Genomic DNA, 23,643 nt, shown 5'->3' on the forward strand with positions numbered 1-23,643 from the left:
GCAAATGGAGGTGCTGTGGCAATCTTTACGGACCCTATCAGGGAGCATGCTGATTTCGGGCCGGGGGATGCCGAGTGGCTGCACCTGCTCGTGGGGGACTGGCAGATGGTCGCCGACCTCGCCTTCGCCGACCTTGCCCTGTGGTTCCCGCACCCGGAGCTGGGGTACGTGGCCCTGGCCCACGTGCGGCCCTCCACCACGCATACGGTGTTCCACGCCGACTTCGTGGGGGAGGGCATCCGGTCGGACCTGAAGCGGCTCGTGGACAAGGCGTGGGAGAGCCGGACCATCGAACGCTCCAACGAGACCAACTGGAGCAGCGACATGGCCATGCGGGTCGAGGCCGTTCCGATGGTTCGCAACGGCCGGACCCTGGCGATCGTGACCTCGCATATGGACCTCTCCAGCTCGCGGATGCCCTCGAGGCTGGAGCTGACCTACCGGCAATGCGCCTACGACCTGCTGCGGATGGGCACCCTGGGCCTCTGGCCCGACTTCGCCTCGCCGACCGGGTCGCGCCGCGGCGCGCCGCGCGTCGGCGACGGGCTGATCCGCCTCGACGCCGAGGGGATCGTGCAGTACGCCAGCCCGAACGGCGTTTCCGCCTTCCGCCGGCTCGGTGACGGCGAGTCGCTCGAGGGCCGGTCGCTGGCCGAAGTCACCGCGGGCCTGCTCCGGGACCGCCGGATGGTGGACGAAACCCTGCCGCTGGTGGTCACCGGGCGGATGCCGTGGCGTAGTGAGATCGAATCGCGCGGCGTGAGCCTGTCGCTGCGGGCAATTCCGCTGCGGGACGAGCAACAGCGCTTCGGCGCGCTGGTGCTGTGCCGCGACGTCTCCGAGCTGCGCCGCCGCGAGATGGAGCTCGTCACCAAGGACGCCACCATCCGCGAAATCCACCACCGGGTCAAGAACAACCTGCAAACCGTGGCCGCCCTGCTGCGCATGCAGTCGCGCCGCATGGTCAGCGACGAAGCCAAGCAGGGACTCGAACAGGCGATGCGCCGGGTGGCGACCATCGCCCTCGTCCACGAGACCCTGTCCCAGGGCCTGACCCAGAGCGTGGACTTCGACGAGCTGATCGGCCGTCAGTTCCGGCTCTCGGCCGAGGTCGCCTCGCCGTCCCAGCAGGTAAAGACCCAGCGCTCAGGCCAGTTCGGCGAGCTGCCCAGCGACCTCGCCACGCCGCTGGCCCTGGTCATCAACGAGCTCGTGACCAACGCCGTCGAACACGGCCTTGAGGGCCGCGCCGGGACGGTATGGCTGCTCGCGGACCGCTCCGAAAGCGAGGAGGGGGACGAGCTGCTGACCGTGACGGTGGCGGACGACGGCGTGGGCCTGCCGGCCGGGTCCTACACCGAGGGCCTCGGCCTGCAGATCGTGCGCACGCTGGTCACGAGCGAACTCGGCGGCAGCATCCAGTGGAAGCCCCGCGACGGCGGCGGCACCGCGGTGCAGATCGTCCTCAGCCTGGCCAGGCGCTGACACCCGCTCCGCCGCGGCGGTCCTGCTGCGGCGGCCCTGCGGCGGGACCTGAATGTACGAAGGCCCCGGACCATACGGTCCGGGGCCTTCGCTGCCGGGTGGTCCGGCGGACAGTCAGGAGGCGCGGCGGGCGCGGGCTGCGCGGCGCTTGAGGGCCCGGCGCTCGTCCTCGCTCATGCCGCCCCAGACGCCGGCATCCTGGCCGGACTCGAGGGCCCACTGGAGGCAGGTGTCGACGACGGGGCAACGCCGGCAGACGCTTTTCGCTTCCTCGATCTGCAGGAGGGCGGGGCCGGTGTTTCCGACGGGGAAAAACAGCTCCGGGTCCTTGTCGAGGCACGCTGCGCGGTTACGCCAATCCATGCTGATCAGTAACTCCATTCCTGGGAATACGTTAAATGCCTTTGTGAAATTATTCACTAGAGGCTTCATAAGAAAGGGGCCCTCAGGGCCCCCTCGGTCATCTGGATTAAGCGTGTCATGTTAACGCTGTGTAAACAAGGGGTATTTGCCGTTGAAATGCGGCCAGATCGTGAGCGATGCATCACATTAGCTGGCCTAGCCCCCACTTCTGTCCGACTATGTCCGGTAGGGTGCCAGTGTGTCAAGACCCCCCGTGAACCCCTCCGATCCTGCCGATTCCGTGCCCGGCACCGGACCGATGGATCCCGGGCCGCGGCCCGCCGGAATTACCGTCATTGCGATTGTGACCGCGCTGGAGGCCACGGCCCTGCTGGTCGCCGCGGGCTGGTACGGCTTCCAGCTAGTGTCCGGCGCGCCGGTCCTTTCCTTCTGGGGGGCAGTCTTCACCCTCGGGCTCCTGCTGGCGTTCTCCGCCTGGCTTTATGCGGTCGGGTATTTCCTGTTCCGCGGATACCGCTGGCCCAGGGCCGGGGCGCTGGTGGCCCAGCTCTTCGTGCTCACCATCGGTTTCCCCACCCTGACCGGCGGGTATCCGGTACCCGGACTTGCCATGCTGATACCGGCGGCCCTGGCCATCGTGCTGCTCTTCGATAAGCGCGTCATCGCGTTCGCGTCCAGGCCGGGAGGCTCCAGCCGGGCCCTCTAGGGGGACTGGGTCCGGGACGGCCAACTGGACGGCCGAGGCCCGGCCGCCGACCACGACGACGGCGCGTCCCGGCGGCTGGTTGTCGTCCGCCTCGAAGCGGACCCCGAAAAGGTCTCCGTCGCCGGGGGACTGCGGCCGGATCAGGATCCCGGTACCTGCACCGCGGGCCTGCAGCGCCAGTGGCACCCGCTGAGTGAGCAGGGGACTAAAAGACGCCGACCACACTACCGGCCAGCCCAAGGCGGTGAGCTCCAGAAGGTGCAGGTTGACCTCCGGTCCCAGCAGGTCCAGGTCGTCGGCCAGTGCGACGGCGGCCGGATCCAGACGGCCGGACCGCGCCCGCGCCAGCACTGCTTCCCAGTAGTTGCTCGGCGACCGGCCCGCCGGAGAGAGCCAGTCCGCTGCGGGGTTCAGTCCGGGCAGCGCTGCCAGCAAGGTGCTCTTTCCTGAGCCCGGCCCACCCAGGGCCGCCAGGACGCGGCCGGGCGGCAGCGGGACGCAGGCCGGGGCGGGTTCGTCCCCACCGACCCCGATCCACAGCGACCGCCCCGTGCCCCTGAGTGCAGGTCCGGCAGGTTCCCGGTCAGACGGGGCGGCGGGGGCCGATCTGGGGGTGACGGCGGACTGCCGGTCGAGCCGGGCCCTGACCTCGGCCACCGTCACCTTTGCCGGCAGCGGTTCCACCCGGAAGGGCCGGACCCGCGGTGGCCTGGCGGCCGCCGGCCGGGTCCCCGGCCCGGATGGTTCAAAGAGCTGCGCCGCCAGCGGAGCGGGCCGGGCGAAGGGGCCGGAAGCGGCCACCCGGCGAGGAATATCGGGAAGGCTCGGAAGCCGTGGCCAGCTGTACCGGCCTTCCTCCGTGGACCCGGAGGGGAAGTAAATGCGGTTGGGGAGCGCTGCAAAGAACCGGGCCGTCACGAGTTCCCGCGCTCCCGAGAGGATGGCCGTGATGCCCGCTGCGGGTCCGTCGCGGATGATGTCGCCGACCAGGTCTTCAGCCCACGCCAAGGGACCGGCGCGGAAGGCGGACATCCAGGTGCCCCAGTTGCTCATCACGAGGACCAGCGGCGGGGACTCCGGGGCCGTGCCCGCGGCGCGCCGGCGGCGGCCCTCGCCAACCAGGCGCTCCAGTATCCGGACGGCGCGGCGGAGCTCGTGGGTTCCGGCCGAGGCCCCGACCCTGGAACAGCCTGCCGCGCCGCGCAGCGAACCGTCCCCGTCGAGGAGGTACAGATGCCTTTCCACGGAGGCATCCAGCAGCCGGTCCACCACGTCGCTGACTATCAGAGATGGTCCCGGTGCCGGGCCCCCCGCGTGTCCGCCGAGGAGGACCAGGTGGCCGTCCTCGGGGGACCAGTGCAGGGGAGTGAGCCGCTGTTCATCCGGTACATCCAGCATGCCGAGCGCAACCTCCGCCGTGGTGCCGGGGCCAGCGGGGCCGCGCGGCAGGGGCAGCGAGCGGGCCAGCGGTTCAGCGACCGGGCGCCGGGGAGGCGCCCCTGCCTGCCGGGCCCAGAGCGCCGACAGCGTGCGCGCGAGGTCAGCTGCCGCCAGCGTGGAATCCCGTGGCGGGGTAGGGAACGGGCCGGCAGGCGGCGGGCCGGGTAACGGGCCTGTCGAGTGCAGCTCCAGCAGGTCCCGGGCGTACCGGACCGCCACGGCCGGTCCGGCCGCGGGCGCGGCGCCGTCGAGGGCGGCAGTCTGGAATGGCTCCGGCTTCCCGTAACCCCGCACCAAATAGGCCCGCCCCGGCAGCCCCAGCGGAATGGTCGCGGCGAGGCCGGAGCGCATGATGTCGCTGGACTCGGCTTCGGATTGGACGCGCAGGACCACGCTGCTGGTGACATTGGCCCGGATATCCGCCGACAACGCGCCCTGCGGCCGTTGGGTGGCCATCACCAGGTGCAGTCCAAGGGACCGGCCGATGGTGGCCACCCGCAGCAATTCCCGCAGCGCCTCCGGCGCTTCGTCCACCAGCACGCGGAACTCGTCAATCACGAGGACCAGCCGGGGCAGCCGCGGCAGGCCGGCGTCCAGGGCCTGGTACGCGGCGATGTCCGGCACGCCGGCCTCGGCCAGCCGCTCCTCCCGGTGGCGCACCTCGGCCCGCAGGGATGCCAGGCCGCGCTCAAGCTCCCCCGCCGACAGATCGGTAAGGATGCCGACGCAGTGCGGCAGGGCGGCAAGCGGTCCAAGCCCGGAGCCGCCCTTGAAATCGATGAAGAGCAGATTGACGGCATACGGCGGATAGCTTGCGGCCAGTCCGGCGACCAGCGTGCGCAGAAACTCAGACTTCCCGGACCCGGTGGTCCCGGCCACGAGCAGGTGCGGGCCGTCCGCCAGCAGGTCGAGCAGCAGCGGACCCGACGCCGCTATCCCCACCGGGACGGACAGGCTCCCAGAGACGGAGAGACCCGCCCGGTCGGGCCCGGATCCGGGCCGCCGACCCGGGCCGCCGGGCTGCCCTCCCGAGGCCGCCCAGCGCCGTGCGACTTCGCCGGTGTCGAGGGGGAGCAGGGCGCTGAGCGTGCAGGCGTCCGGGAGGGTCGCGAGGTCCCCGTCCTGCTCCGCCCCCAACGCACCCAGGCACCGGCAGAAACGGTCAAAGACCTCCGCCGGCACCAGATCCGGGACGAACCCGGTCTCGCCGTCGGCGGTGCATAGGATGCCGCCGCTGGGACCAAGGCGGATCTCTTGGCAGAGCCCAGGCGGTCCGGTGCCGGAACAATCCAGCAGCTGCCAGCCCGCTTTCATCCCTGTCGCGCAGAGGGCCGCGGCACCGGCAGCCCCGGGCAGGAGGACCAGCACCCCGGGCGTCCCGCCCGCCCCGGCGAGGGTGGCCAGCGCCGCAGCGGTCCGCGCCGCGCTGGCCGACAGGGTCACCCGGGCCAGGAAGCGGGCCGCAAGCGGCAACGATGACGCAGGCCCGTGCACCACGACGCGCGTGCCGCGTGCCCGGGGAAAGGCCGCCAGTTGCATGATGAGGTACCGCACCAGCCCTGCCAGGTCATCCCCGTTGCCGCTGAGCCGCGCCGGGACGGCCGGGTCCAGGCATACCGGCACCGGGCCCAGTGATGGCGCGCGAAGGCCAGGTCCGTCCGGGTCCAGCCGGATCCGCGCCGCGGCCGGGGCGAGGCCGAGCCGCAACCAGACCGGACCGGCCCCGGTTCCTTCAGGCATGCTCCCTGCGGCACGGACGCCCAGAACCAGATCGGCGGCGGACGGAGCGGCCCGCCGGCGGCGCTCGAGGTCCCGTGCCGCCGCGGCGGCGACCGCCGTCCTCAGCCCGCGGCGCCGCCGCCCGACCGACAGCGCGGGCACCAGTACCGCGACGGCGGAGAGGGCCGAGAAGGCCAGAAACATCCAGAGCCCGGTAACGGCGGCGAGGGCGGCGCCGACGGCCAGGGGCAGGGCAGCCGTGAGGACCAGGGCCACGCGGTTGCCGGCAGAACCCGGGTTCGGGATCCTCAGCGGGGCCGTGGCATCGCTCCCGGCATCGGTCCAGCCGTCCGGTCCGGCCCCGTCGCCGGAAACGGACCCGCCGCGGAACAGCAGGGCCATCGTGGACCGGCCACAGACGATGGCGGCGGCGCTGCCGACCCAAGTCCGGCCCACCCGCCGGCCGTCCACCGCGGTGCCGTTGGCGCTGCCAAGGTCGACCAGGATGGCTCCCTTGTCACCGACCTCGAGCGCAGCGTGCTCACGGGAAAGCTCCGCATCCGGGATCTTCAACTCTGCCCGCCCGCGGCCCACCCGGTACCGGCCCCGGCTTAGTGGGAACACCATCCCGGCCCCGGGGCCGCCGTGGACCGCGAGCAGCAGACCCGCCCCGCCGTCGTTCGGCGTTGCCAAGTGCGGGCCCATCCCGCCGTCGACCAGGACCGCGCCGGCGACCAGGGGCCGTTCTCCGGCGGTGAGCGCGCGCACCGGCACGCCGGCCACGCTGAGGACGCCGGTGCCGAATTGCCGAGCCAGAGCCTCCTCCAGATCCGCACCGGGGCACCCTGCGGGGAGATCGATGGAAAGTTCCTCGACCGGCCCGGGCAGCGCGGCGGCCGGCCCGCGCACGAGCGTGCAGTGCAGCAACATGGTGCGGCGCAATTGCATCAGCCCCCGTTGGTTTCGACGGTACCTGTCCCCAAGCTACGGAAGTCCTGGGCGGCCGTCCGCCCGGGACGGTGCTATGTGGATTACAGCGAAAGGCTGCGCAGTGGGCGGATCCGCGCAGGTGGCGGAGCCGCGATTCGTGGCTCTAGCAAAAGCCTAGGTAGTCTAGAGCAGCAGACAATGCTCAACATTGGGCTGCCCGCATTCGAACCAGGAGATTTTGTGACCGCTGACCTCGTCATCGTAGGGTCGGGCTTTTTCGGCCTGACAATCGCAGAACAGGCCGCCACCGAGCTCGGCTTGAAGGTCGTCGTCCTCGACCGTCGCCACCACATCGGCGGCAATGCCTACAGCGAAAAGGAGGAGCAGACCGGGATCGAAGTCCACCGCTACGGCGCCCACCTTTTCCACACCTCCAACGACCGGGTCTGGGAGTACGTCAACCGTTTCACGACGTTCACCAACTACGTGCACAAGGTCTATGGCGTCCACAAGGGCGAGGTGTACTCCTTGCCCATCAACCTGGCCACCATCAATCAGTTCTTCCGTGCGAACCTGACCCCGGGCCAGGCCCAGGCACTGATCAAGGAACAGGCAGGCGAGCTCGCCGGCACTGACCCGCAGAACCTGAACGACAAGGGCATCCAGCTCATCGGCCGGCCGCTGTACGAGGCGTTCATCAAGCACTACACCGGCAAACAGTGGCAGACGGATCCGAAGGACCTGCCCGCCGGCATCATTTCCAGGCTCCCCGTGCGCTACAACTACGACAACCGCTACTTCAACGACAAGTACGAGGGCCTGCCGACCAACGGCTACACCGCCTGGATTGAGAAGATGGCCGAGCACCCGAACATCGAGGTCCGGCTCAACACGGACTTCTTCGACGAGTCGCACGAGTACAGCAAGGACAAAGTCGTCGGCAACATTCCGGTTGTCTACACGGGCCCGGTGGACCGCTACTTCGATTACGCCGAGGGCGACCTTTCCTGGCGCACCATTGACTTCGAGGAGGAAGTCCTCGACGTCGGAGACTTCCAGGGAACGTCGGTGGTCAACTACAACGACGACGACGTCCCCTACACGCGCATCATCGAGCCGCGCCACTTCCACCCGGAGCGCGACTACCAGACGGAAAAAACCGTCATCATGCGGGAGTTCTCCCGCGCGGCCGAGAAGGGCGACGAGCCCTACTACCCGATCAACACCCCGGCGGACCGTGAACGGCTGCTCAAGTACCGCGATCTCGCGGCCGCGGAGCGGGACGTGCTTTTCGGCGGCCGCCTCGGCACCTACAAGTACCTGGACATGCACATGGCCATCGGCTCGGCCCTGACCATGTTCGAGAACAAGATCCGCCCGCACTTCGAGGCCGGCGCCAAGATTGAAAGCGGAGGAGTGGACGAATGACGGTTACAAACGAGGTTGAAGCGGGAACGAAGCTCAGCTGGTCGGCCTTGCAGCGGGTCATATTGCCGAGCCCGAGCCAGATGGATACGGTCCCGCTGTACATGGACATGGGGGCCGCGACGGGAACTCAGATTCCGACCGACGGTGAGCATAAGACCAAATCTTCGGGTGCTCGCGGCCTTGCTGTTCCAGCTAAGGAGGCCCACTTTGAGGATTTCCTCTCACGGCGTTCGACCCTCGTCAGATCTGGCGAGCGGGTGTCATTTGGCAGCTACTTCAACGCCTTCCCAGCCAGCTACTGGCGCCGTTGGACCTCTGTCGAGAAAGTCCAACTGCACGTTCGGACTGAGGGCCCGGGGTCGGTTATCGTGTACAAATCCAACGCACGTGGGGCTCTCCAGCGGGTCGATACGCGTAGGGTGGATGGAAAAGCTGATAGCCATTTCGAACTGAGCCTTGCACCTTTCGGGGACGGGGGCTGGTACTGGTTTGACCTCGTGGCAGGTACGGCGCCGCTCGTAATGCTGGAGGCGGAGTGGCAAGCGCCGGTTGTCGACAAACAGCCGGGGTCTGTGACCTTGCAGATCACCACGTTGAACAAGACCGATTTTTGTCTAAACAACCTTCGTCTCATGGCCGATAATCCCGAGGCCCTGGAGTATGTACAGGAGATACTCCTGGTGGACCAAGGAACGCAGAAAGTTGCGGAAGCCGAAGGATTTGCCGAAGTCCGGGATGCCTTGGGTGGCAAGTTGCGAATCATCAACCAGTCGAATCTGGGTGGCTCCGGGGGTTTTGCGCGCGGCATGTTCGAGGCCGTCGAGAATGGCAGTGACTATGCGCTGTTGTTGGACGACGACGTTGTCGTCGAACCGGAAAGCATCATTCGATTGCTCACGTTCGCCGACCGCTGCAAATCCCCGACCATTGTCGGCGGCCACATGTTCGACCTATACAACCGGACCGTACTTCACACCTTCGGTGAAGTGGTGGACCCGTACCGGTTCCAGCCGTCGCTTCCCAACGACGACATGGTCCTCGGACACGATTTCATGTCTTCGAACCTCCGCCAGACTTCATGGCTGCACCGACGGTGCGACGTTGATTACAACGGATGGTGGATGTGTCTCATTCCGACCAAAGTGATTCGGGAAATCGGCCTATCGCTCCCGCTCTTTATCAAGTGGGACGATGCCGAGTACGGCCTGCGAGCCAAGGCCAACGGGGTTCCCACAGTGTCTCTCCCTGGGTCCGCGGTGTGGCACGTCTCCTGGATCGACAAGGACGACCTGGTCGGCTGGCAGGCCTACTTCCACGCCCGTAACCGGGTTGTTGCTGCGCTGCTTCACAGCCCGTACGAATTCGGTGGTCGTGTCGTGCGGGACTCGCACTACCACGACGTCAAGCACCTTGTGTCGATGCAGTATGCCACCGTCCGCGGGCGGAATTGGGCTGTGGCGGATGTTCTTAGGGGCTCGCAAGTATTGCCGGACCTCTTGCCGATCAGGCTGCCTGATATCCGCAAGATGATGGCGGGCTACACGGACTCGGTCCTTCGACCGGACCAGGATGACTTCCCCGCCCCAAAGATGGACAAGCCGCCCCGTCGTGGTCACGGGGTGTCCCGGCCATCACCACTAACTTTGATTCCGTGGGCAGCAAAAACCGTCGTAAGGCAGCTTCTGAACCCGGTGAGCGAGTCGAGCAAGCAGAGGCCCCAGACGACTGTCGCCCACCAGGACAACCGATGGTGGCGGATGTCCCAGTTCGACAGCGCCATTGTCTCCAACGCCGAAGGCACTGGAGCCTCTTGGTACAAGCGGGACCCGAAGCAGCTTCGCGAAATGCTGGCCGAAAGCGCCCGCCTGCACGCCCTTCTCCTTAAAAACTGGCGTGAACTCAGCGTCGAGTACAGGGCTGCCCTGGCGGAGCTGTCGTCTATGGAGTCCTGGAGGGCGACTTTCGAGCAGCACACGCAGAACGAGATCAAGTGAGTGCGGGGTCGCTAGGCGAACTCGCGACGCCGGGGGTGGGCCGGGGCATCCGTGACATCCGCCGATCGGGCTTTCTGCTGAAGCTGTTGGTCCGTAAGGAGCTAAAGATCCGCTATCGCGGGTCCGTCCTCGGCCTGTTGTGGTCTTACGTCAAACCTGGCGTCCAGTTCATCGTCTTCTACATCGCGCTCGGGGTCTTCCTCGGGCTGGAGCGGAGCCCCCGGAATCCCGAGGGCCTCTCGAACTACGCGGTTTATCTGTTCTCCGGGATCGTCCTGATCAACTTCTTCACCGAAGCACTGGGGAACGCCGCGCGGTCGATCGTGCAAAACGGCAACCTGATCAAGAAGATCTACCTGCCCCGTGAGCTGTTCCCGGTCGCCTCTGTCTGGGTCTCCGCGGTGCACTTCTTCCCGCAGCTGGTGGTCCTGGTGACAGCCTGCCTGTTCACCGGCTGGCACCCTAACCCGGTCCAGTTGCTCTCCGCCGTCGGCGGCTTCGCGATCGTGGCACTGCTGGCCGCCGGTCTGGGGTTGCTCTTCGGGGCAGCCAACGTCTACTTCCGGGACTCCGAGAACCTGGTGGATATGCTGCTCATGGTCGCCACCTGGGCGTCCCCGGTGATGTATGCCTGGTCTATGGTCGAGGCGAAGCTTGGTGCCGGCTGGTTCGCCCTATACCAGGCCAACCCAATCACCGTCGGCGTCGAGCTGTTCCACTACGCCTTCTGGTATCCGACCACCGACGGGTCCTCGCTCATGCCGCCGGATCTGCTGGGGCTCTGGCTGCCGCTCGGCCTTGTCGTCTCCGTCCTTGTCCTGGCGCTCGGCCAGTTCACCTTCCGGCGGCTCGAAGGCCGTTTCGCCCAGGAGCTGTAGTGGTAAAAGCGATTGAAGTCTCCGGTATCAGCAAGCAGTTCGTGCTGCGCCACACCCGCTCCATCAAAGAAGCGGTTGTGTGGCTCGCCAAGGGCAGGAAGGGCGACCTGACCAAGAAGTTCCACGCCCTGAAGGACGTGTCGCTGAACGTCGAGGCGGGGGAGACAGTCGCCCTCCTCGGTCTCAACGGCTCCGGCAAGTCCACCTTGCTTAAGCACATCTCCGGGGTCATGCTTCCCGACACCGGAACGGTCCGAACCCGCGGCCGTGTCGCCGGCCTGATTGAGGTCGGGGCAGGCTTCCACCCTGACCTGTCGGGACGCGACAACGTCTACCTCAATGGGGCGATCCTGGGGATGTCGGAGCAGGAGGTGAACGACCGCTTCGAGTCGATCGTGGAGTTCGCCGAAATCGGCGAATTCATTGATACCGAGGTGAAGTTCTACTCGTCCGGCATGTACCTGCGCCTGGCTTTCTCCGTGGCCGTCCACACCGATCCGGAGGTTTTCCTGATCGATGAGATCCTGGCCGTCGGCGACGAACCGTTCCAGCGAAAGTGCATCAGCAAGATCCAGGAACTGGCCGAGCGCGGCAAGACCCTCGTGGTCGTCAGCCACGACCTTGACCTCGTCTCCCGGATCTGCGCCCGCGGTGTTCTGCTGGAACACGGAAATGTATTGTTTGATGGGCCGATCCGCGAGGCTGTCGGCAAACTGCGCAAGTAGCAGGCCGACCGCTCTGCCTCCGCCGCGGCGCGGCAACGGCTAGGGTGGAGACTGAGCCCCCTGCCCCGACACCTGGTATTGAGAGAAAAGGCACGAAAATCGTGAAGATTGCTGTAATTGCGTTGGGAAAGATCGGCCTGCCCCTGGCCGTCCAGTTCGCCTCCAAGGGCCATGTCGTTGTGGGCGTCGATGTGAACCAGCAGGTCGTTGACCTCGTCAACGAGGGCACTGAGCCGTTCCCCGGCGAAGCGTTCCTGCAGGAGAAGCTCTCGGACCTCGTGCCCGCCGGCAAGCTTCGCGCCACCACCGACTACGCTGAGGCTGTCCCCGGCGCGGACGCCGTCGTACTCGTCGTGCCCCTGTTCGTCGATGCTGACGCCAAGCCCGACTTTGGCTGGATGGACGCCGCGACCGAGGAACTCGCCAAGCACCTGACCCCGGGCACCCTGGTTTCCTACGAGACCACGCTGCCGGTGGGAACCACGCGCACCCGCTGGAAGCCCGCACTGGAAGCCGGCTCCGGCCTGGTGGAGGGCCAGGACTTCCACCTCGTTTTCTCTCCCGAGCGCGTGCTGACCGGTCGCGTCTTCGAGGACCTCCGCAAATACCCGAAGCTCGTCGGCGGCTTGTCCGAGGCCGGCGCGGCCAAGGCAGTGGAGTTCTACGAAGCCGTCCTCGACTTCGACGACCGTCCGGACCTGGCCCGCCCCAACGGCGTGTGGGACCTCGGTTCCGCGGAAGCCTCCGAACTGGCGAAACTCGCCGAGACCACCTACCGGGACGTCAACATCGGGCTCGCCAACCAGTTCGCGCGGTTCGCGGCGACGGCAGGCATTGACATTTATCAGGTCATTGAGGCGTCCAACTCCCAGCCGTACAGCCACATCCACCAGCCCGGCATCGCCGTCGGCGGCCACTGCATCCCGGTCTACCCGCGTCTGTACCTCTGGAATGATCCGGAGGCCACCGTGGTCCGCGCCGCCCGCGCCGCCAACGCCGACATGCCCGACTACACGGTGGGCCTCCTGGAAGGTGCCTATGGCGACCTCACCGGAGCACGCGTCGTCGTGCTCGGCGCCGCCTACCGCGGCGGGGTCAAGGAAACGGCATTTTCCGGCGTCTTCGACGCCGTCGCTTCGCTGGAAAAGCGCGGCGCCGTCGTCTCTGTTCACGATCCGCTGTACAGCGACGCCGAACTCGACAAGCTCGGGTTTGTCGCCCACCACCTCGGCGAGCCCGTCGACGCGGCGATCGTCCAGGCAAACCACGCCGAGTACCAGGAGCTGGGACCGGCACAACTGCCCGGTATCAAGGCGTTCATTGACGGGCGTCGGGTCAGCTCTGCGGACCGCTGGGACGGCGTCACCTACCGTGTTATCGGCAAGGCCTGACCCAGTCGCGCACGTTGCGGCCGGCGGCTGCAGCATCGGCACCCTTGAGAGGAATCAACTATGACGACGACTATTGCGCCCAGCGCCGACGTTTCGGACCAGGCAGTCCTCGGCGCCGGAACTAAAATCTGGCACCTGGCCCAGGTCCGCGAGCAGGCCACCCTGGGGGAGAACTGCATCGTTGGCCGCGGCGCTTATGTCGGAACCGGGGTGCAGATCGGTGACAACACCAAGATCCAGAACTACGCCCTGGTCTACGAGCCGGCGAAGCTCGGTAAAGGTGTCTTCATTGGACCTGCAGTCGTGCTGACCAACGACACCTACCCCCGCTCGGTCAGCCCTGACGGTTCGCTCAAGAGCGCCCACGACTGGACGCCGGTGGGCGTCACGATTGAGGACGGCGCGTCGATCGGAGCACGGGCTGTGTGCGTGGCACCCGTGACGATCGGACGGTGGGCCACTGTCGCCGCAGGTGCCGTCGTCACCAAGGACGTGCCGCCGTTCGCCCTGGTGGCGGGGGTTCCCGCCAAGCGCCTCGGCTGGGTCGGCAAGGCGGGCGAGCCGCTGCGCCAGGAAGACGGCTTCTGGGTCTGCCCGGCGACCGGCGCCAAGTACATTGAAGACGGAAATTCCCTGAAGGAATCTGAGGAGAACGTATGAGCTACGACTTTATTCCGGCTGCGAAGCCGATCATCGGCGACGACGAGCGGGCTGCTGTCGACGCTGTTCTGGCAACGGGCATGCTCGCGCAGGGCACCCAGGTCGCGGAATTCGAGAAGGAATTCTCTGACGTCCTCCTCGACGGGCGTGCCTCGGTCGCGGTGAACTCCGGCACCTCGGGCTTGCACCTGGGCCTCCTGGCCTCCGGCGTCGGCCCCGGCGACGAGGTCATCGTTCCGTCCTTCACCTTCGCGGCCACCGGAAACTCCGTCGCCCTGACCGGCGCGACGCCGGTTTTCGCGGATATCGAACTGGACCAGTACACGCTGGACGTGGACCACGTCGCGTCGCTGATCACGGACAAGACCAAGGGCATCATGCCCGTGCACCTCTACGGGCACCCGTTCAATGTAGAAGGCTTCTCGAAGCTCGCCGCGGAGCGGGGGATCGACCTCTACGAAGACGCTGCCCAGGCACACGGGGCCAGCTTCAACGGGCAGATGGTGGGCACGTTCGGCAAGTTCGCCATGTTCAGCCTCTACCCGACCAAGAACATGACGTCGGGCGAGGGCGGCATGGTCTCCACCCCTGACGCCACCGTGGAGCGCAACCTCCGCCTGCTCCGCAACCAGGGCATGGAGAAGCAGTACGAGAACGAAATCGTCGGCTTCAACGCCCGCATGACCGACCTGCACGCCTCCATCGGGCGCGTGCAGCTCAAGAAGGTCATGGGCTGGACCGAGCAGCGCCAGCAGAACGCGGCATTCCTAACCGCCAACCTTGAAATTGTGGGCACCCCGAAGGTTGCCGAAGGCGCCTCCCACGTGTACCACCAGTACACGATCCGGGTCTCCGAGGACCGTGACGGGCTGGCCAAGGCGCTCCGCGAGGAGTTCAACATCGGCACGGGCGTTTACTACCCCGTTCCGAACCACCGGCTGCCTTCGTTCAACCGCACCGAAGACCTGCCCAACACCGAGACGGCAGCGAAGGAAGTCCTGTCGCTTCCGGTCCACCCCTCGCTGAGCCAGGCCGACCTTGAGCGCATCGTCACCGCGGTCAACAAGCTCGCCAAGGCTGGCGCCTGATGCCCCGCCTGCGCGTCGGCCTCATCGGCCTGGGCATGATGGGCCGCCACCACGCCCGCGTCCTACGGGAACTTCCCGGGGTGGACCTCATTGCGGTGGCGGACGCCTACGGGGACCCGCACGGCGTCGCCGGCCGGCTGCCGGTCCTCGGCTCGGTCGAGGAACTCATCAGTGAAGGCCTGGACATGGCCGTAGCCGCAGTCCCCACCGGCATGCATGAGGAAGTCGGCCTGGCCCTCGCCGAGGCCGGCGTCCACACTCTGGTGGAGAAGCCGATAGCCGCCAGCGCCGACGCCGGGCGGCGGCTAGTCGAGGCTTTCGAAAGCCGGAACCTGGTCGGCGCCGTCGGCCACATCGAACGGTTCAACCCGGCGCTGCAGTCACTGCGCAAGCGCATCGAAACGGGAGAGCTCGGCGAGGTCTACCAGATTGCTACCCGCCGGCAGGGGCCGTTCCCGTCCCGGATCGCCGACGTCGGCGTGGTGAAGGATCTCGGCACGCACGACATCGACCTCACCGCGTGGCTTGCGCAAAGCCGGTTCGAATCGATCTTCGCGCACGTCACCACCCGCAGCGGCCGTCCGCACGAGGATATGGTCGCCGCGACCGGGCGGCTCGAAAACGGTGTCATCACCAACCACCTGGTGAACTGGCTCTCCCCGATGAAGGAGCGCCTGACCATCGTCACCGGCGAGAAGGGCGCCTTCGTCGCCGACACCGTCACCGCGGACCTGACGTTCTTCGAGAACGGCACGGTGGCGACCGAATGGGAGTCGATGGCGGCGTTCCGCGGCGTTTCGGAAGGCAACATGACGCGGCTCGCGATCGCCAAGCCTGAACCGCTGCGCACTGAACATGAGGCATTCCGCGACGCCGTCCTGGGGCTGCGCAACGACGTCGTCACGATGCGCGAAGGCCTGGACACCCTCATTGTCGCCGAGGCCGTGTTGGAGTCCGCCCGCAGCGGGCGGATGGTCGAAGTCGACGCGCCGTGACTGACGTTTCCCGGGTGCGGGTGGCCGTTGCCACCCGGCTGTTCACCCCGGAGGTGGGGGCGGCCGCGTTTCGGCTGCGGGCACTGGTTGACGGTCTAGTGGCCGCCGGGGCTGAGGTCCGCGTCGTCACCACGCGTGCCCCGGGCGGGGAGACAGCCGGCAAGGTGCCGTTCCGGATGAGCCGCTGGCCGGTGCTGCGTGACCCGGGCGGAAATGTCCGCGGATACCTGCAGTACCTGAGCTACGACATCCCCGCCTTCTTCCGGCTGCTCGCCGTCCGCGCCGACGTCGTGGTTTCCGAACCGCCGCCCACCACCGGCCTGATCGTGGCGCTGGGCAGTTGGCTGCGCCGCCGGCCGTTCGTGTACTACGCCGCGGACGTCTGGAGCGAGGCCCTGTCCGCGACGGACGTCCCCGGCATCGTCGTCGGCCTGATGCGCCGCGTCGAAGGCTTCGTACTGCGCCGCGCAGCGCGGGTCATCGCCATCTCGGACGCCGTCGCCGAGCAAGTCGGTAAGTTTGGGGTCTCCTCGGACCGAATCGCGGTGGTGGCCAACGGCGTGGACACCACGGTGTTCAATCCCGACGCGGCCGCCCCGGCATGCACACGTCCGTACTTCGCCTATACCGGAACCATTTCCGAGTGGCAGGGAGCCGACGTCTTTGTCCGCGCCCTGCCGATCGTGCGGCAGCAACACCCCGAAGCCGAGATCCGGTTCTTCGGGCAGGGCACGGACGAGCCGGCGCTGCGTGCCCTCGCGGCCGAACTCGCTCCCGGCAGCGTAAGCTTCGGTGGCGTCGTTCCGCCCCGGGAGGCCGCCTCCTGGCTGCGCGGTGCCGCCGCCGCCTTGGTCAGCATCAAGCCCGGCCAAGGGTACGACTTCGCGAAACCCACCAAAATCTATGCCGCAGCCGGATGCGGCACCCGGGTGATCTTCGCCGGCACCGGAGAAGGCGCGGAAGTGGTGGCCGCCAACGGACTCGGTTCCGCCGTCGACCATGACCCCAAGGCGGTCGCCGCTGCCATGATCGAGGCGCTCGAATCCGCCGACGCCGGCCGGGACCACCGCTCGCAGTGGGTAGCGGAGCATGCCTCGCTCAAGGCCGCTGGGCAGGCCGCCGCCGGTGTCGTCCTCGCAACAGCGGGGCGCTGACGAAAGCACAAAGAAGGGCGGGAACGGATGCAGATCCGTTCCCGCCCTTCTTTGGGGCCTTTCAGGCTCCGGCGACTTAGGCCGTGGCGGCCTTGGCATGGAACTCCAGCAGCGCGTCCACGATCTTTTCCGCCGCGTGGCCGTCGCCGTAGGGGGCTGCATCCGTCGGCTCCGGGGCCGGGCGCTTGACGGTATCGGCCAGGACCGACAGGTCTTCACTGACCAGCACGTTCCACTGCGACTCGAGCGTCTCGACCCATTCGGTCTCAGGGCGGATCGTGGTGCAGGGCACCCGCAGCAGGAAGGCTTCCTTCTGCAGCCCGCCCGAATCCGTGACCACGCCGGCGCTGTTGGTGACGGCGTTGACCAGCTGGGGGTAGGCCAGCGGCGGGCATACCCGGATGCTGCCCTGTTCCAGGGCCAGGCTGTGCTTCTCCGCGAAGCTCACCAGGCGCGGATGGGCCAGCAGCAGCACGGGACGGTCCAGCGACGCCAGCGAGTCGACGATCGCCTTGAGCCGGACCGGTGAGTCCGTGTTGTCCGGCCTGTGGATCGTGCTGACGTAGTAGCCCTGCGGTGACACGCCCAGGGGGAGGGCTTCGTTCCGGCTCGCCAGCAGGTCCCGGACCTGGTACAGGACGTCGGTCATGACGTCACCCACAAGGACCGTCTTGGCGGCGAGGCCCTCGGTGGCCAGGTGGTCGACGGCAACCTGGGTAGGGGCCAGGAGAAGGTCTGCGGCGTGATCGGTCAGGACCCGGTTGTGCTCCTCAGGCATGCGGCGGTTGAAGGACCGCAGGCCTGCCTCAAGGTGGGCCAGCGGGATGTGCAGCTTCACCGCGGCGATGGCGGCGGCCAGGGTCGAGTTTGTGTCGCCGTAGACCAGCACGCAGTCGGGTTTGGCTTCCTCGAGGATCTCCTCGATGCCCCCGAGCATGGCGCCGGTCTGGGCGCCGTGCTTGCCTGAGCCAACGCCCAGGTTGAAGTCCGGGGCGGGGATCCCCAGGTCGCGGAAGAAGACATCACTCATGAGCTCGTCATAGTGCTGGCCCGTGTGGGCGATCAGGTGCTCCGCCCGGCCGGCAAGGGCCGTGGCAATCGGGGCTAGTTTTACGAACTGGGGTCGTGCGCCAACGACGCTGAGAATACGCATGGTCCCAGCTTAGGCGATCAACGCCCGCGGCGCCGGTGGCTGTGATGCCGCCCACGGGGTGCCCCGGATCAGGCCGTCAGGCTCAGCAGGCGTCGATTTTATAAAGCTTGGCCGCGCCCTGTTGGTCGACTAGTTGAACCTTCGCTCCGGGAGTTGAGGGCACATTTACAAACGCCGGATAGGCCCGTGCCGCCGGAACCTTGAGCATATAGAAGTCGCCGAAGTCGAGGATGTAGCGAACATTGTTCTTTGACGCGAGGCCGCAAGTCTCCGACCCAGGATGGGTGGTTGTGATGCTGTTGGCGATCTCCCGGAGCCCGGGACTGGGTCTCGGCGTCAGATGGTACTGAGTGACGTGGCGGCCCGAAATGGCGTACGCAAGGGCTCCGCCATTGAAGGGGTTGACTCCGATCACTGCATCTTGGGGGACCGTTGAGTCTAGTCGGGACATCAGGGTTCTCTCGTCGTTGGAGACCACCCAGCCCGGAGAGAAGGAATAGGACTTCTTGATTTTGGTTGAAACGGCAGCCAAGCCGGGCCCGTGAACGCGGGCCACCACGTTGGCCAAAGCAACCGCGACTAACGTGGCCGCCACAACCGCGTACAGGCTCGCGGAGCCGCGGAACTCAGGCAGCCTCAGTTGCCGACCTCGGAAGTTCTTCGTCAGGCGCCTGCGCCAGCTCCTGACGGCTGAAACCAGCCCGTCAGCTCCTACCCCAGCCAGGACGATCATGAACAACGGCACTAGGGCGGCGAGACGGTACGGATCTTGATACCAGCTGCCGGTGGTGAAGTGCCGGAAGCGGCCTTGGTACATGTATACGGAAACAATGTATAGAGAGGCTGCGATCAGGGCGCAGGCGATGATCCAGCCGCCCTTGCGCCGCCAGAGGATAGTGACGACGCCCAGTAGGGCCGCTACGGTGGCTACAACTGTCTCGCCGCCGCCCAGGAGTGTGCCGCTGGCGACGTCGCCCACGGCTTCAGATAGGGTGCGGCTTGGTTTCCAGTCGTCATATCGGAGTAGTAGGGCTTGCCAGAGAACGAGGAACGTCGCCGCCGCCGCGAGGCCCCAGAGAACTACGAGCGCGATGGACTTGATACCTGACTTCGAACGGATCCGTGCGCGCAACTGGGAGAACCAAGCTCCCGCGATGAGCGGAACGGAAAACGCCATCAGCGAGGTGGCACCGTTGGGCTGGGAGAGGAATAGCGCGGCGACGGCGATCGGCAGAAAGGACCAGAGGCCTGCGTTATCCATGAACCGTTCGCGTCCAACGTTGAACAACCCGACAAGGACGAGTATCGCTAGGGGCAGCAGGCTGTAAGAAAGGGTGTTGGGGTACAGCGGCCCCCACTGGAGTAATTGGAAGGGAAAAATCCAGAAGCCGCCGCTCAGTACACCTGTCACCACAAGCGGCAGTACCCGGGGGCCGACGATACCCCGGACCAACATGATGCAGCTGAAGGGCCACAGCAGGGCGCTCACGGCCACCGCGACGGCGTTCTGGCTGACAAAAACGTCGTTGTGGGTCAATTGCGCAACGAGGGCAGCCAGCGAATGCCACACGGACGGATAGATGGCTATTCCAGCATCCGGGTTGAGCATCCGCCCCAAGGTTAGCGACGATGCGTTGCCGGTTTCCAGGATGTACCGGATTGCGTTGAGGTGGAAAATGTTGTCGTAGACCTGCGCGAAGTTTCCAGGAGCGCCGATGGCCGGTAACAGCCGGGTACTGATGAGGGCTGAACCGGCAACGAGCCCGCCCAGCACCGCAGCCCACTGAACGCCGGGCGTAGCCGAGGCCCGATCAACCGGCGTCGGGCGGGCCTTGACGAGCCGCCTAAACAGCACCGCACTTACCATGGAGACTGCTGTGACAAGCAAGTAGCTCTGGAGTCCCCAGCCGACCCGGAGCAGGCCCCCGATTACGCCGGCCAACCCGATTAGGCCGCAGGACGCCAACGGTGCCATCGCGGCGGCCGCGAAGCCTTTGGCCCCCAGCGACCGCGCAAGCACCAGCCCGGGTAGAAACAGTAAGAGTGCGGCCACGGCGATAGCGGGAAGCGCCATCCACCAGTTCATTTATGCTCCTGCCCTCTGAATTATCCACTCGAGTCTAGCAAGCCCCGTTTGCGCGGCGTCCGCGCGCCTGAGGCTGACGACTGTGCCAAGCCGTCGTTAAGGCTCCCCCCGTGCGGAACAGGTCGCCGTATGAGCGCGGCGTCCTTGGAAGCATAGGCACGACATCAACCCGGAAGTGACCCCCAGCCCACCGGCGCCTCATAGGCGGCGCAGGCCTCTACCAACGGCGGCCGTCGCAAGTGGGCCGGAGAGTATCTGGTAGTTACAGTCTTCCTGCTGCAAACTCGGTCAACCGTAGCCCGCTGCGCGTGGCGGGCAAGGTCCCGTCGGAGTAGGTCCCCGATGGCGCCCCTTCTATGGCGTGCCTCGGCCATGTCGCACCCAGCCGACGCCCGGGGCTAATTAGGGCGTAGCCATATGGGATACTGGACGAGTGAGTCGAACTTGGGTTGTTATTCCGATGTACAATGAGGCGACAGTGGTCGGCTCAGTAATTGAAGGGCTCCTACCTATTTTCCCGCATGTCGTCTGCGTGGACGATGGAAGCTCCGATGGGTCCCAGGAGGCGGCCCGCAGGGCGGGGGCTGTTGTTGTTCAACATCCAGTCAATCTAGGGCAGGGTGCCGGTCTTCAGACCGGAATCGAGTACGCACTTCAGGATCCGGAGCTTGACTGCGTCGTCACCTTCGATGCTGACGGGCAGCACCGCGTTGCGGACGCAGAAGCCATGGTAGCCCGAGTACTATCGGGCGAGGCTGAAATCGTTCTCGGTTCGCGTTTCCTCGACGGTCGCACACAAATTTCCCGCCTCAAGTCCCTGGTCCTTCGGACCGCAGCTGTTCAGTCCAAGTTGGCCACCGGCATGGAGCTAAGCGACGCACACAACGGCCTGAGAGTTTTTAGCGCGGTCGCCGCATCAAAAATTCACCTGACACAGAACCGCATGGCGCACGCATCTGAACTCATTCACCAGATCGCCAAGATGAAAACACGCTGGGTCGAGCATCCAGTTGAAATCGTTTATACGGATTATTCCAAGGCCAAGGGTCAGTCACTCCTTAACGGGGTAAATATTTTGGCCGAGTTACTGTTTAGGTAAATAAGTGCTTATTATCGTACAAATCCTTTTGGTCACCGCCGTCGTGCTCGTCTCCGCTGTCCTAATGCGGGGTGGATCCAATGCAAATCATCTGGCGATACGACGCCTGATGCTACTTATTTTCGCTGTCGTAGCCGCAGGATCAATTTTCTTTCCCGAGGGCCTATCTCGGGTGGCACGTTTTTTTGGGGTTGGACGAGGGACGGACCTAGTCCTTTACGCCCTCATTGTTAGCTTTCTTGTTTTTATGTCGACGACGTATCAACGATTTCGTCATAGCGAAACGGTGATGACAAAGCTCTCGCGACGTATCGCTCTGGACGAGGCGCCCCGTCCCTGGGAATCCCCCAAGTAGGGCGCCCGCCGGCCGTGTGCAGAGAGGGGGCTGCGGCAGGTGCTGGTGCGCCTGGTCGAGCCTGTGGCCGCGCCAGATGCCTGCGAAATTCCTGGAATCTGGACACCATCCAGACCTCAAAGAGGCCGACTGGTCAACGGAGCGTGCGTCCGTCCTCCGGACCACGTCCCAATGGTCTGACCAAAAAACCCGGCTGGACACTCCGTGTTAGGTCGGCGTCTGAGCGGCGAACTGCCATCGGGTTGCCGTTCAGCCAGGCGCGCAAGACTGAGCCCGTCGGCGATGACGCTGCGACCACTGAAGTAGAGGTCGGGACGTTAAGGGCAGGGCGTGGGTCCACGCAAGGGTGCCGGTGCTCAGCCGTGGGCCCTGGCAAGGTTGCGGAAAGATTTTTCCGCCGCAGGTCCGGCGTCGCTCCGCGCTGGGCGACTGGCGGCCAAGGGCTGCTTGTTCGCTTGGGATACGGCCCGCCGCCTTTGTAGGGCGGCGTCTGCGGCAGAAGCCCTTGGTTGGCGAAACCGGGACGATGGAATAACTCAACGGATCGGCCACTGATCCGTCCCCGGGATTTCGTAGAGCAACATCGTTTCAACGGCCGATCCATCCAAGAGCAGGCAAATCAGTTACCGGTTGTAGCGGGCCTCCAGCCTGCGGCCAGGAGGCGCGCTAAATGGCGGGCCGTGCTCTCAGGGTGAACGGTACTCCATATGTCCCGAGTGAGAAGACGTTCAGCGGGAGTAGCTGCCCGGTAACTCTCTATTGCCGAGCGGAAGGCACCGGGATTGGAAGCCGCCTGGCTAGTGGCTGCCAGTAGCTGTGACTCAGAGATGGAGAGTGGACGTTCGTAGTTGGGGTGCAACCTAGCCAGTTGGCGCGCTAAGTCCTCCAAGGCGCAGAGGTCTTCCTCTTGCCAAGGCCACGAGCTACCGCGTCTTAGAACGGCACCCAGAAGATTTACCCGTGCAAGTTTTATTGCTATGGATTGGCGGGCGGAGTCGGAAAGTTGCTCAAGCCATGCTTGGTCGAGCCTTGAAATAGCCTCAAAGTCTTGCTTCAGGGGCAAGGACTCCGCCGTTACGCGGTCCTCCGCATCGTCCCCGAGTACGTACTTTGGTCCAGCCAGCGGGAACTCGGTCCGAGCTCCTGAAAAGTACAGCTTAAGTCCCGGGGCCAGGTCTTCCCCTGTCCTCAAGCCCTCGGTGTATTGGTAGCCGATGGATCGGAGAAAGTCCGTGCGCCAAAGTCCTCGAGGAGCAGTCGCGTAGGCAAGACGATCCTTAACTCCGTGCAAGTTGTGAGTTCGACCGATTCTCGCACGAGGAGTGCGGATCAACTCACCGGACAGGTGCTTCACCGGGGCCACGACGGCATCTGCGTCGTTCTCGGTGAGTACGGTATGCCAGTGGGCGAGCGCTCCGGGCTCGTAGAAATCATCTGAATCTAGGAGGCCCACATAGCGGGCATCTGCCAGGGCCATGCCGTGATTCTTCGGCCCAGCCGGCGAGTTGATTCCGTCATTCAGCTCTACAAACCGGACCGAGTCATAACCGGCGGCGGTGACGGTGGCGCGAATCTCGTCACTCGGCATGTTGTGACAAACGATGGTGACCCGCAACGCTTGTTTGGCGAGCCCGTCGTAGCACGACGCCACGGCCCGAACGATTGGTCTCTGGGTGGAGTGGACGGCTATGACGACATCGATGTCGAGACGAGATGGTCCCGCATTCCGCGCCACGCTCGGAAGGGACCTTGGGGAGATTGAGAACTCGGCATTCACACGATTCATTCTACGTTGCACGACCGGACAGCGACGCGGACAGGGGTTCACCGCTTCGACCAGTAGACTTGTTCCCGGCCTTAGTGGCCAGCCCCGGGTCGTGCTTCCGGTGGGATCGATCAGCTGAAGGGCGGTTTAGGGTTTTGCAGGCATTCTACAGAACGACCGACGTCAGTTTGACGAGTTCTCGCAGTTTCTCAGCACGCTGGGGCTTGGG

At 65.8% G+C, this 23,643-nt stretch carries 17 protein-coding genes and 1 pseudogene; 13 read left to right on the forward strand and 5 right to left on the reverse strand.

The genetic code is table 11. The features are described from left to right. Positions 1-15: 15 nt before the first annotated feature. Positions 16-1,485, forward strand: a complete 1,470-nt coding sequence (locus ASG71_RS07585; protein ID WP_056738035.1) for a sensor histidine kinase — start codon at positions 16-18, stop codon at positions 1,483-1,485. 114 nt (positions 1,486-1,599) lie between these two features. On the opposite strand, the gene ASG71_RS07590 is transcribed toward ASG71_RS07585, so the two are convergent. Then, positions 1,600-1,848, reverse strand: a complete 249-nt coding sequence (locus tag ASG71_RS07590; RefSeq protein WP_003804966.1) for a WhiB family transcriptional regulator — start codon at positions 1,846-1,848, stop codon at positions 1,600-1,602. Positions 1,849-2,146: 298 nt separating this feature from the next. Here ASG71_RS07590 and ASG71_RS16895 point away from each other — a divergent pair, with 298 nt between their 5' ends. Next, positions 2,147-2,554: a hypothetical protein gene (locus tag ASG71_RS16895; RefSeq protein WP_235563990.1), complete on the forward strand. Its 408-nt coding sequence runs from the start codon at positions 2,147-2,149 to the stop codon at positions 2,552-2,554. Between the two features lie 1,815 nt (positions 2,555-4,369). Here the strand turns inward: ASG71_RS16895 and ASG71_RS16900 are convergent. Then, positions 4,370-6,661: pseudogene (locus ASG71_RS16900) on the reverse strand (FtsK/SpoIIIE domain-containing protein); the annotation flags it as partial. Between the two features lie 222 nt (positions 6,662-6,883). Here ASG71_RS16900 and glf point away from each other — a divergent pair. The 9 genes from glf to ASG71_RS07640 all read left to right on the forward strand — a co-directional run bounded on the left by glf (position 6,884) and on the right by ASG71_RS07640 (position 16,956). Further along, a complete protein-coding gene (gene glf / locus ASG71_RS07600) occupies positions 6,884-8,071 on the forward strand; it encodes a UDP-galactopyranose mutase (RefSeq protein WP_056738037.1) in 1,188 nt (395 codons plus the stop codon). Then, positions 8,068-10,065: a glycosyltransferase gene (locus tag ASG71_RS07605; RefSeq protein ID WP_056738038.1), complete on the forward strand. Its 1,998-nt coding sequence runs from the start codon at positions 8,068-8,070 to the stop codon at positions 10,063-10,065. Before glf ends, ASG71_RS07605 begins: the two co-directional genes overlap by 4 nt. Further along, entirely contained in the window at positions 10,062-10,943 is an 882-nt protein-coding gene (locus ASG71_RS07610; RefSeq protein ID WP_056738039.1) for an ABC transporter permease, read from the forward strand. The genes ASG71_RS07605 and ASG71_RS07610 overlap by 4 nt, the downstream gene beginning before the upstream one ends. After that, positions 10,943-11,668: an ABC transporter ATP-binding protein gene (locus tag ASG71_RS07615; protein ID WP_056738040.1), complete on the forward strand. Its 726-nt coding sequence runs from the start codon at positions 10,943-10,945 to the stop codon at positions 11,666-11,668. The genes ASG71_RS07610 and ASG71_RS07615 overlap by 1 nt, the downstream gene beginning before the upstream one ends. Before the next feature lie 101 nt (positions 11,669-11,769). Then, complete coding sequence (locus ASG71_RS07620) at positions 11,770-13,059, forward strand: nucleotide sugar dehydrogenase (RefSeq protein ID WP_056738041.1); 1,290 nt, start codon at positions 11,770-11,772, stop codon at positions 13,057-13,059. A gap of 60 nt (positions 13,060-13,119) precedes the next feature. Then, positions 13,120-13,719, forward strand: a complete 600-nt coding sequence (locus tag ASG71_RS07625; RefSeq protein ID WP_056738042.1) for an acyltransferase — start codon at positions 13,120-13,122, stop codon at positions 13,717-13,719. Further along, a complete protein-coding gene (locus ASG71_RS07630; protein WP_056738043.1) occupies positions 13,716-14,807 on the forward strand; it encodes a DegT/DnrJ/EryC1/StrS family aminotransferase in 1,092 nt (363 codons plus the stop codon). The genes ASG71_RS07625 and ASG71_RS07630 overlap by 4 nt, the downstream gene beginning before the upstream one ends. Then, positions 14,807-15,802: a Gfo/Idh/MocA family protein gene (locus ASG71_RS07635; RefSeq protein ID WP_056738044.1), complete on the forward strand. Its 996-nt coding sequence runs from the start codon at positions 14,807-14,809 to the stop codon at positions 15,800-15,802. Before ASG71_RS07630 ends, ASG71_RS07635 begins: the two co-directional genes overlap by 1 nt. Continuing rightward, a complete protein-coding gene (locus ASG71_RS07640; RefSeq protein WP_056738045.1) occupies positions 15,799-16,956 on the forward strand; it encodes a glycosyltransferase family 4 protein in 1,158 nt (385 codons plus the stop codon). The genes ASG71_RS07635 and ASG71_RS07640 overlap by 4 nt, the downstream gene beginning before the upstream one ends. Before the next feature lie 76 nt (positions 16,957-17,032). Here the strand turns inward: ASG71_RS07640 and wecB are convergent, their stop codons facing one another. Both wecB and ASG71_RS07650 read right to left on the reverse strand, forming a co-directional pair. Continuing rightward, on the reverse strand, positions 17,033-18,109 hold the full coding sequence (gene wecB, locus ASG71_RS07645; protein ID WP_056738046.1) for a non-hydrolyzing UDP-N-acetylglucosamine 2-epimerase: 1,077 nt from the start codon (positions 18,107-18,109) through the stop codon (positions 17,033-17,035). An 82-nt stretch (positions 18,110-18,191) separates the two neighbouring features. After that, positions 18,192-20,195, reverse strand: a complete 2,004-nt coding sequence (locus tag ASG71_RS07650; RefSeq protein WP_056738047.1) for a DUF6541 family protein — start codon at positions 20,193-20,195, stop codon at positions 18,192-18,194. Between the two features lie 460 nt (positions 20,196-20,655). Here ASG71_RS07650 and ASG71_RS16315 point away from each other — a divergent pair, with 460 nt between their 5' ends. Then, positions 20,656-21,294, forward strand: a complete 639-nt coding sequence (locus tag ASG71_RS16315; protein WP_082574936.1) for a glycosyltransferase family 2 protein — start codon at positions 20,656-20,658, stop codon at positions 21,292-21,294. A gap of 4 nt (positions 21,295-21,298) precedes the next feature. Then, complete coding sequence (locus ASG71_RS16320; protein WP_082574937.1) at positions 21,299-21,649, forward strand: DUF2304 domain-containing protein; 351 nt, start codon at positions 21,299-21,301, stop codon at positions 21,647-21,649. 619 nt (positions 21,650-22,268) lie between these two features. Here ASG71_RS16320 and ASG71_RS17185 read toward each other — a convergent pair. Next, positions 22,269-23,435, reverse strand: coding sequence for a glycosyltransferase family 2 protein (locus tag ASG71_RS17185; protein ID WP_082574938.1), 1,167 nt, complete (start codon positions 23,433-23,435; stop codon positions 22,269-22,271). Positions 23,436-23,643 lie beyond the last annotated feature (208 nt).

Source organism: Arthrobacter sp. Soil763 (assembly GCF_001428365.1).
In the GTDB taxonomy this organism is placed as follows: domain Bacteria; phylum Actinomycetota; class Actinomycetes; order Actinomycetales; family Micrococcaceae; genus Arthrobacter.

What these genes read in the sequence shown, in the direction of transcription:
- ASG71_RS07635 (WP_056738044.1), top strand. Translation starts at nt 14,807, where the DNA reads ATGCCCCGCCTGCGCGTCGGCCTCATCGGCCTGGGCATGATGGGCCGC.
- ASG71_RS07650 (WP_056738047.1), bottom strand. Translation starts at nt 20,195, where the DNA reads ATGAACTGGTGGATGGCGCTTCCCGCTATCGCCGTGGCCGCACTCTTA.
- ASG71_RS17185 (WP_082574938.1), bottom strand. Translation starts at nt 23,435, where the DNA reads ATGAATCGTGTGAATGCCGAGTTCTCAATCTCCCCAAGGTCCCTTCCG.
- ASG71_RS07605 (WP_056738038.1), top strand. Translation starts at nt 8,068, where the DNA reads ATGACGGTTACAAACGAGGTTGAAGCGGGAACGAAGCTCAGCTGGTCG.
- ASG71_RS07590 (WP_003804966.1), bottom strand. Translation starts at nt 1,848, where the DNA reads ATGGATTGGCGTAACCGCGCAGCGTGCCTCGACAAGGACCCGGAGCTG.
- ASG71_RS16315 (WP_082574936.1), top strand. Translation starts at nt 20,656, where the DNA reads ATGTACAATGAGGCGACAGTGGTCGGCTCAGTAATTGAAGGGCTCCTA.
- ASG71_RS07625 (WP_056738042.1), top strand. Translation starts at nt 13,120, where the DNA reads ATGACGACGACTATTGCGCCCAGCGCCGACGTTTCGGACCAGGCAGTC.
- wecB (WP_056738046.1), bottom strand. Translation starts at nt 18,109, where the DNA reads ATGCGTATTCTCAGCGTCGTTGGCGCACGACCCCAGTTCGTAAAACTA.
- ASG71_RS16895 (WP_235563990.1), top strand. Translation starts at nt 2,147, where the DNA reads ATGGATCCCGGGCCGCGGCCCGCCGGAATTACCGTCATTGCGATTGTG.
- ASG71_RS07630 (WP_056738043.1), top strand. Translation starts at nt 13,716, where the DNA reads ATGAGCTACGACTTTATTCCGGCTGCGAAGCCGATCATCGGCGACGAC.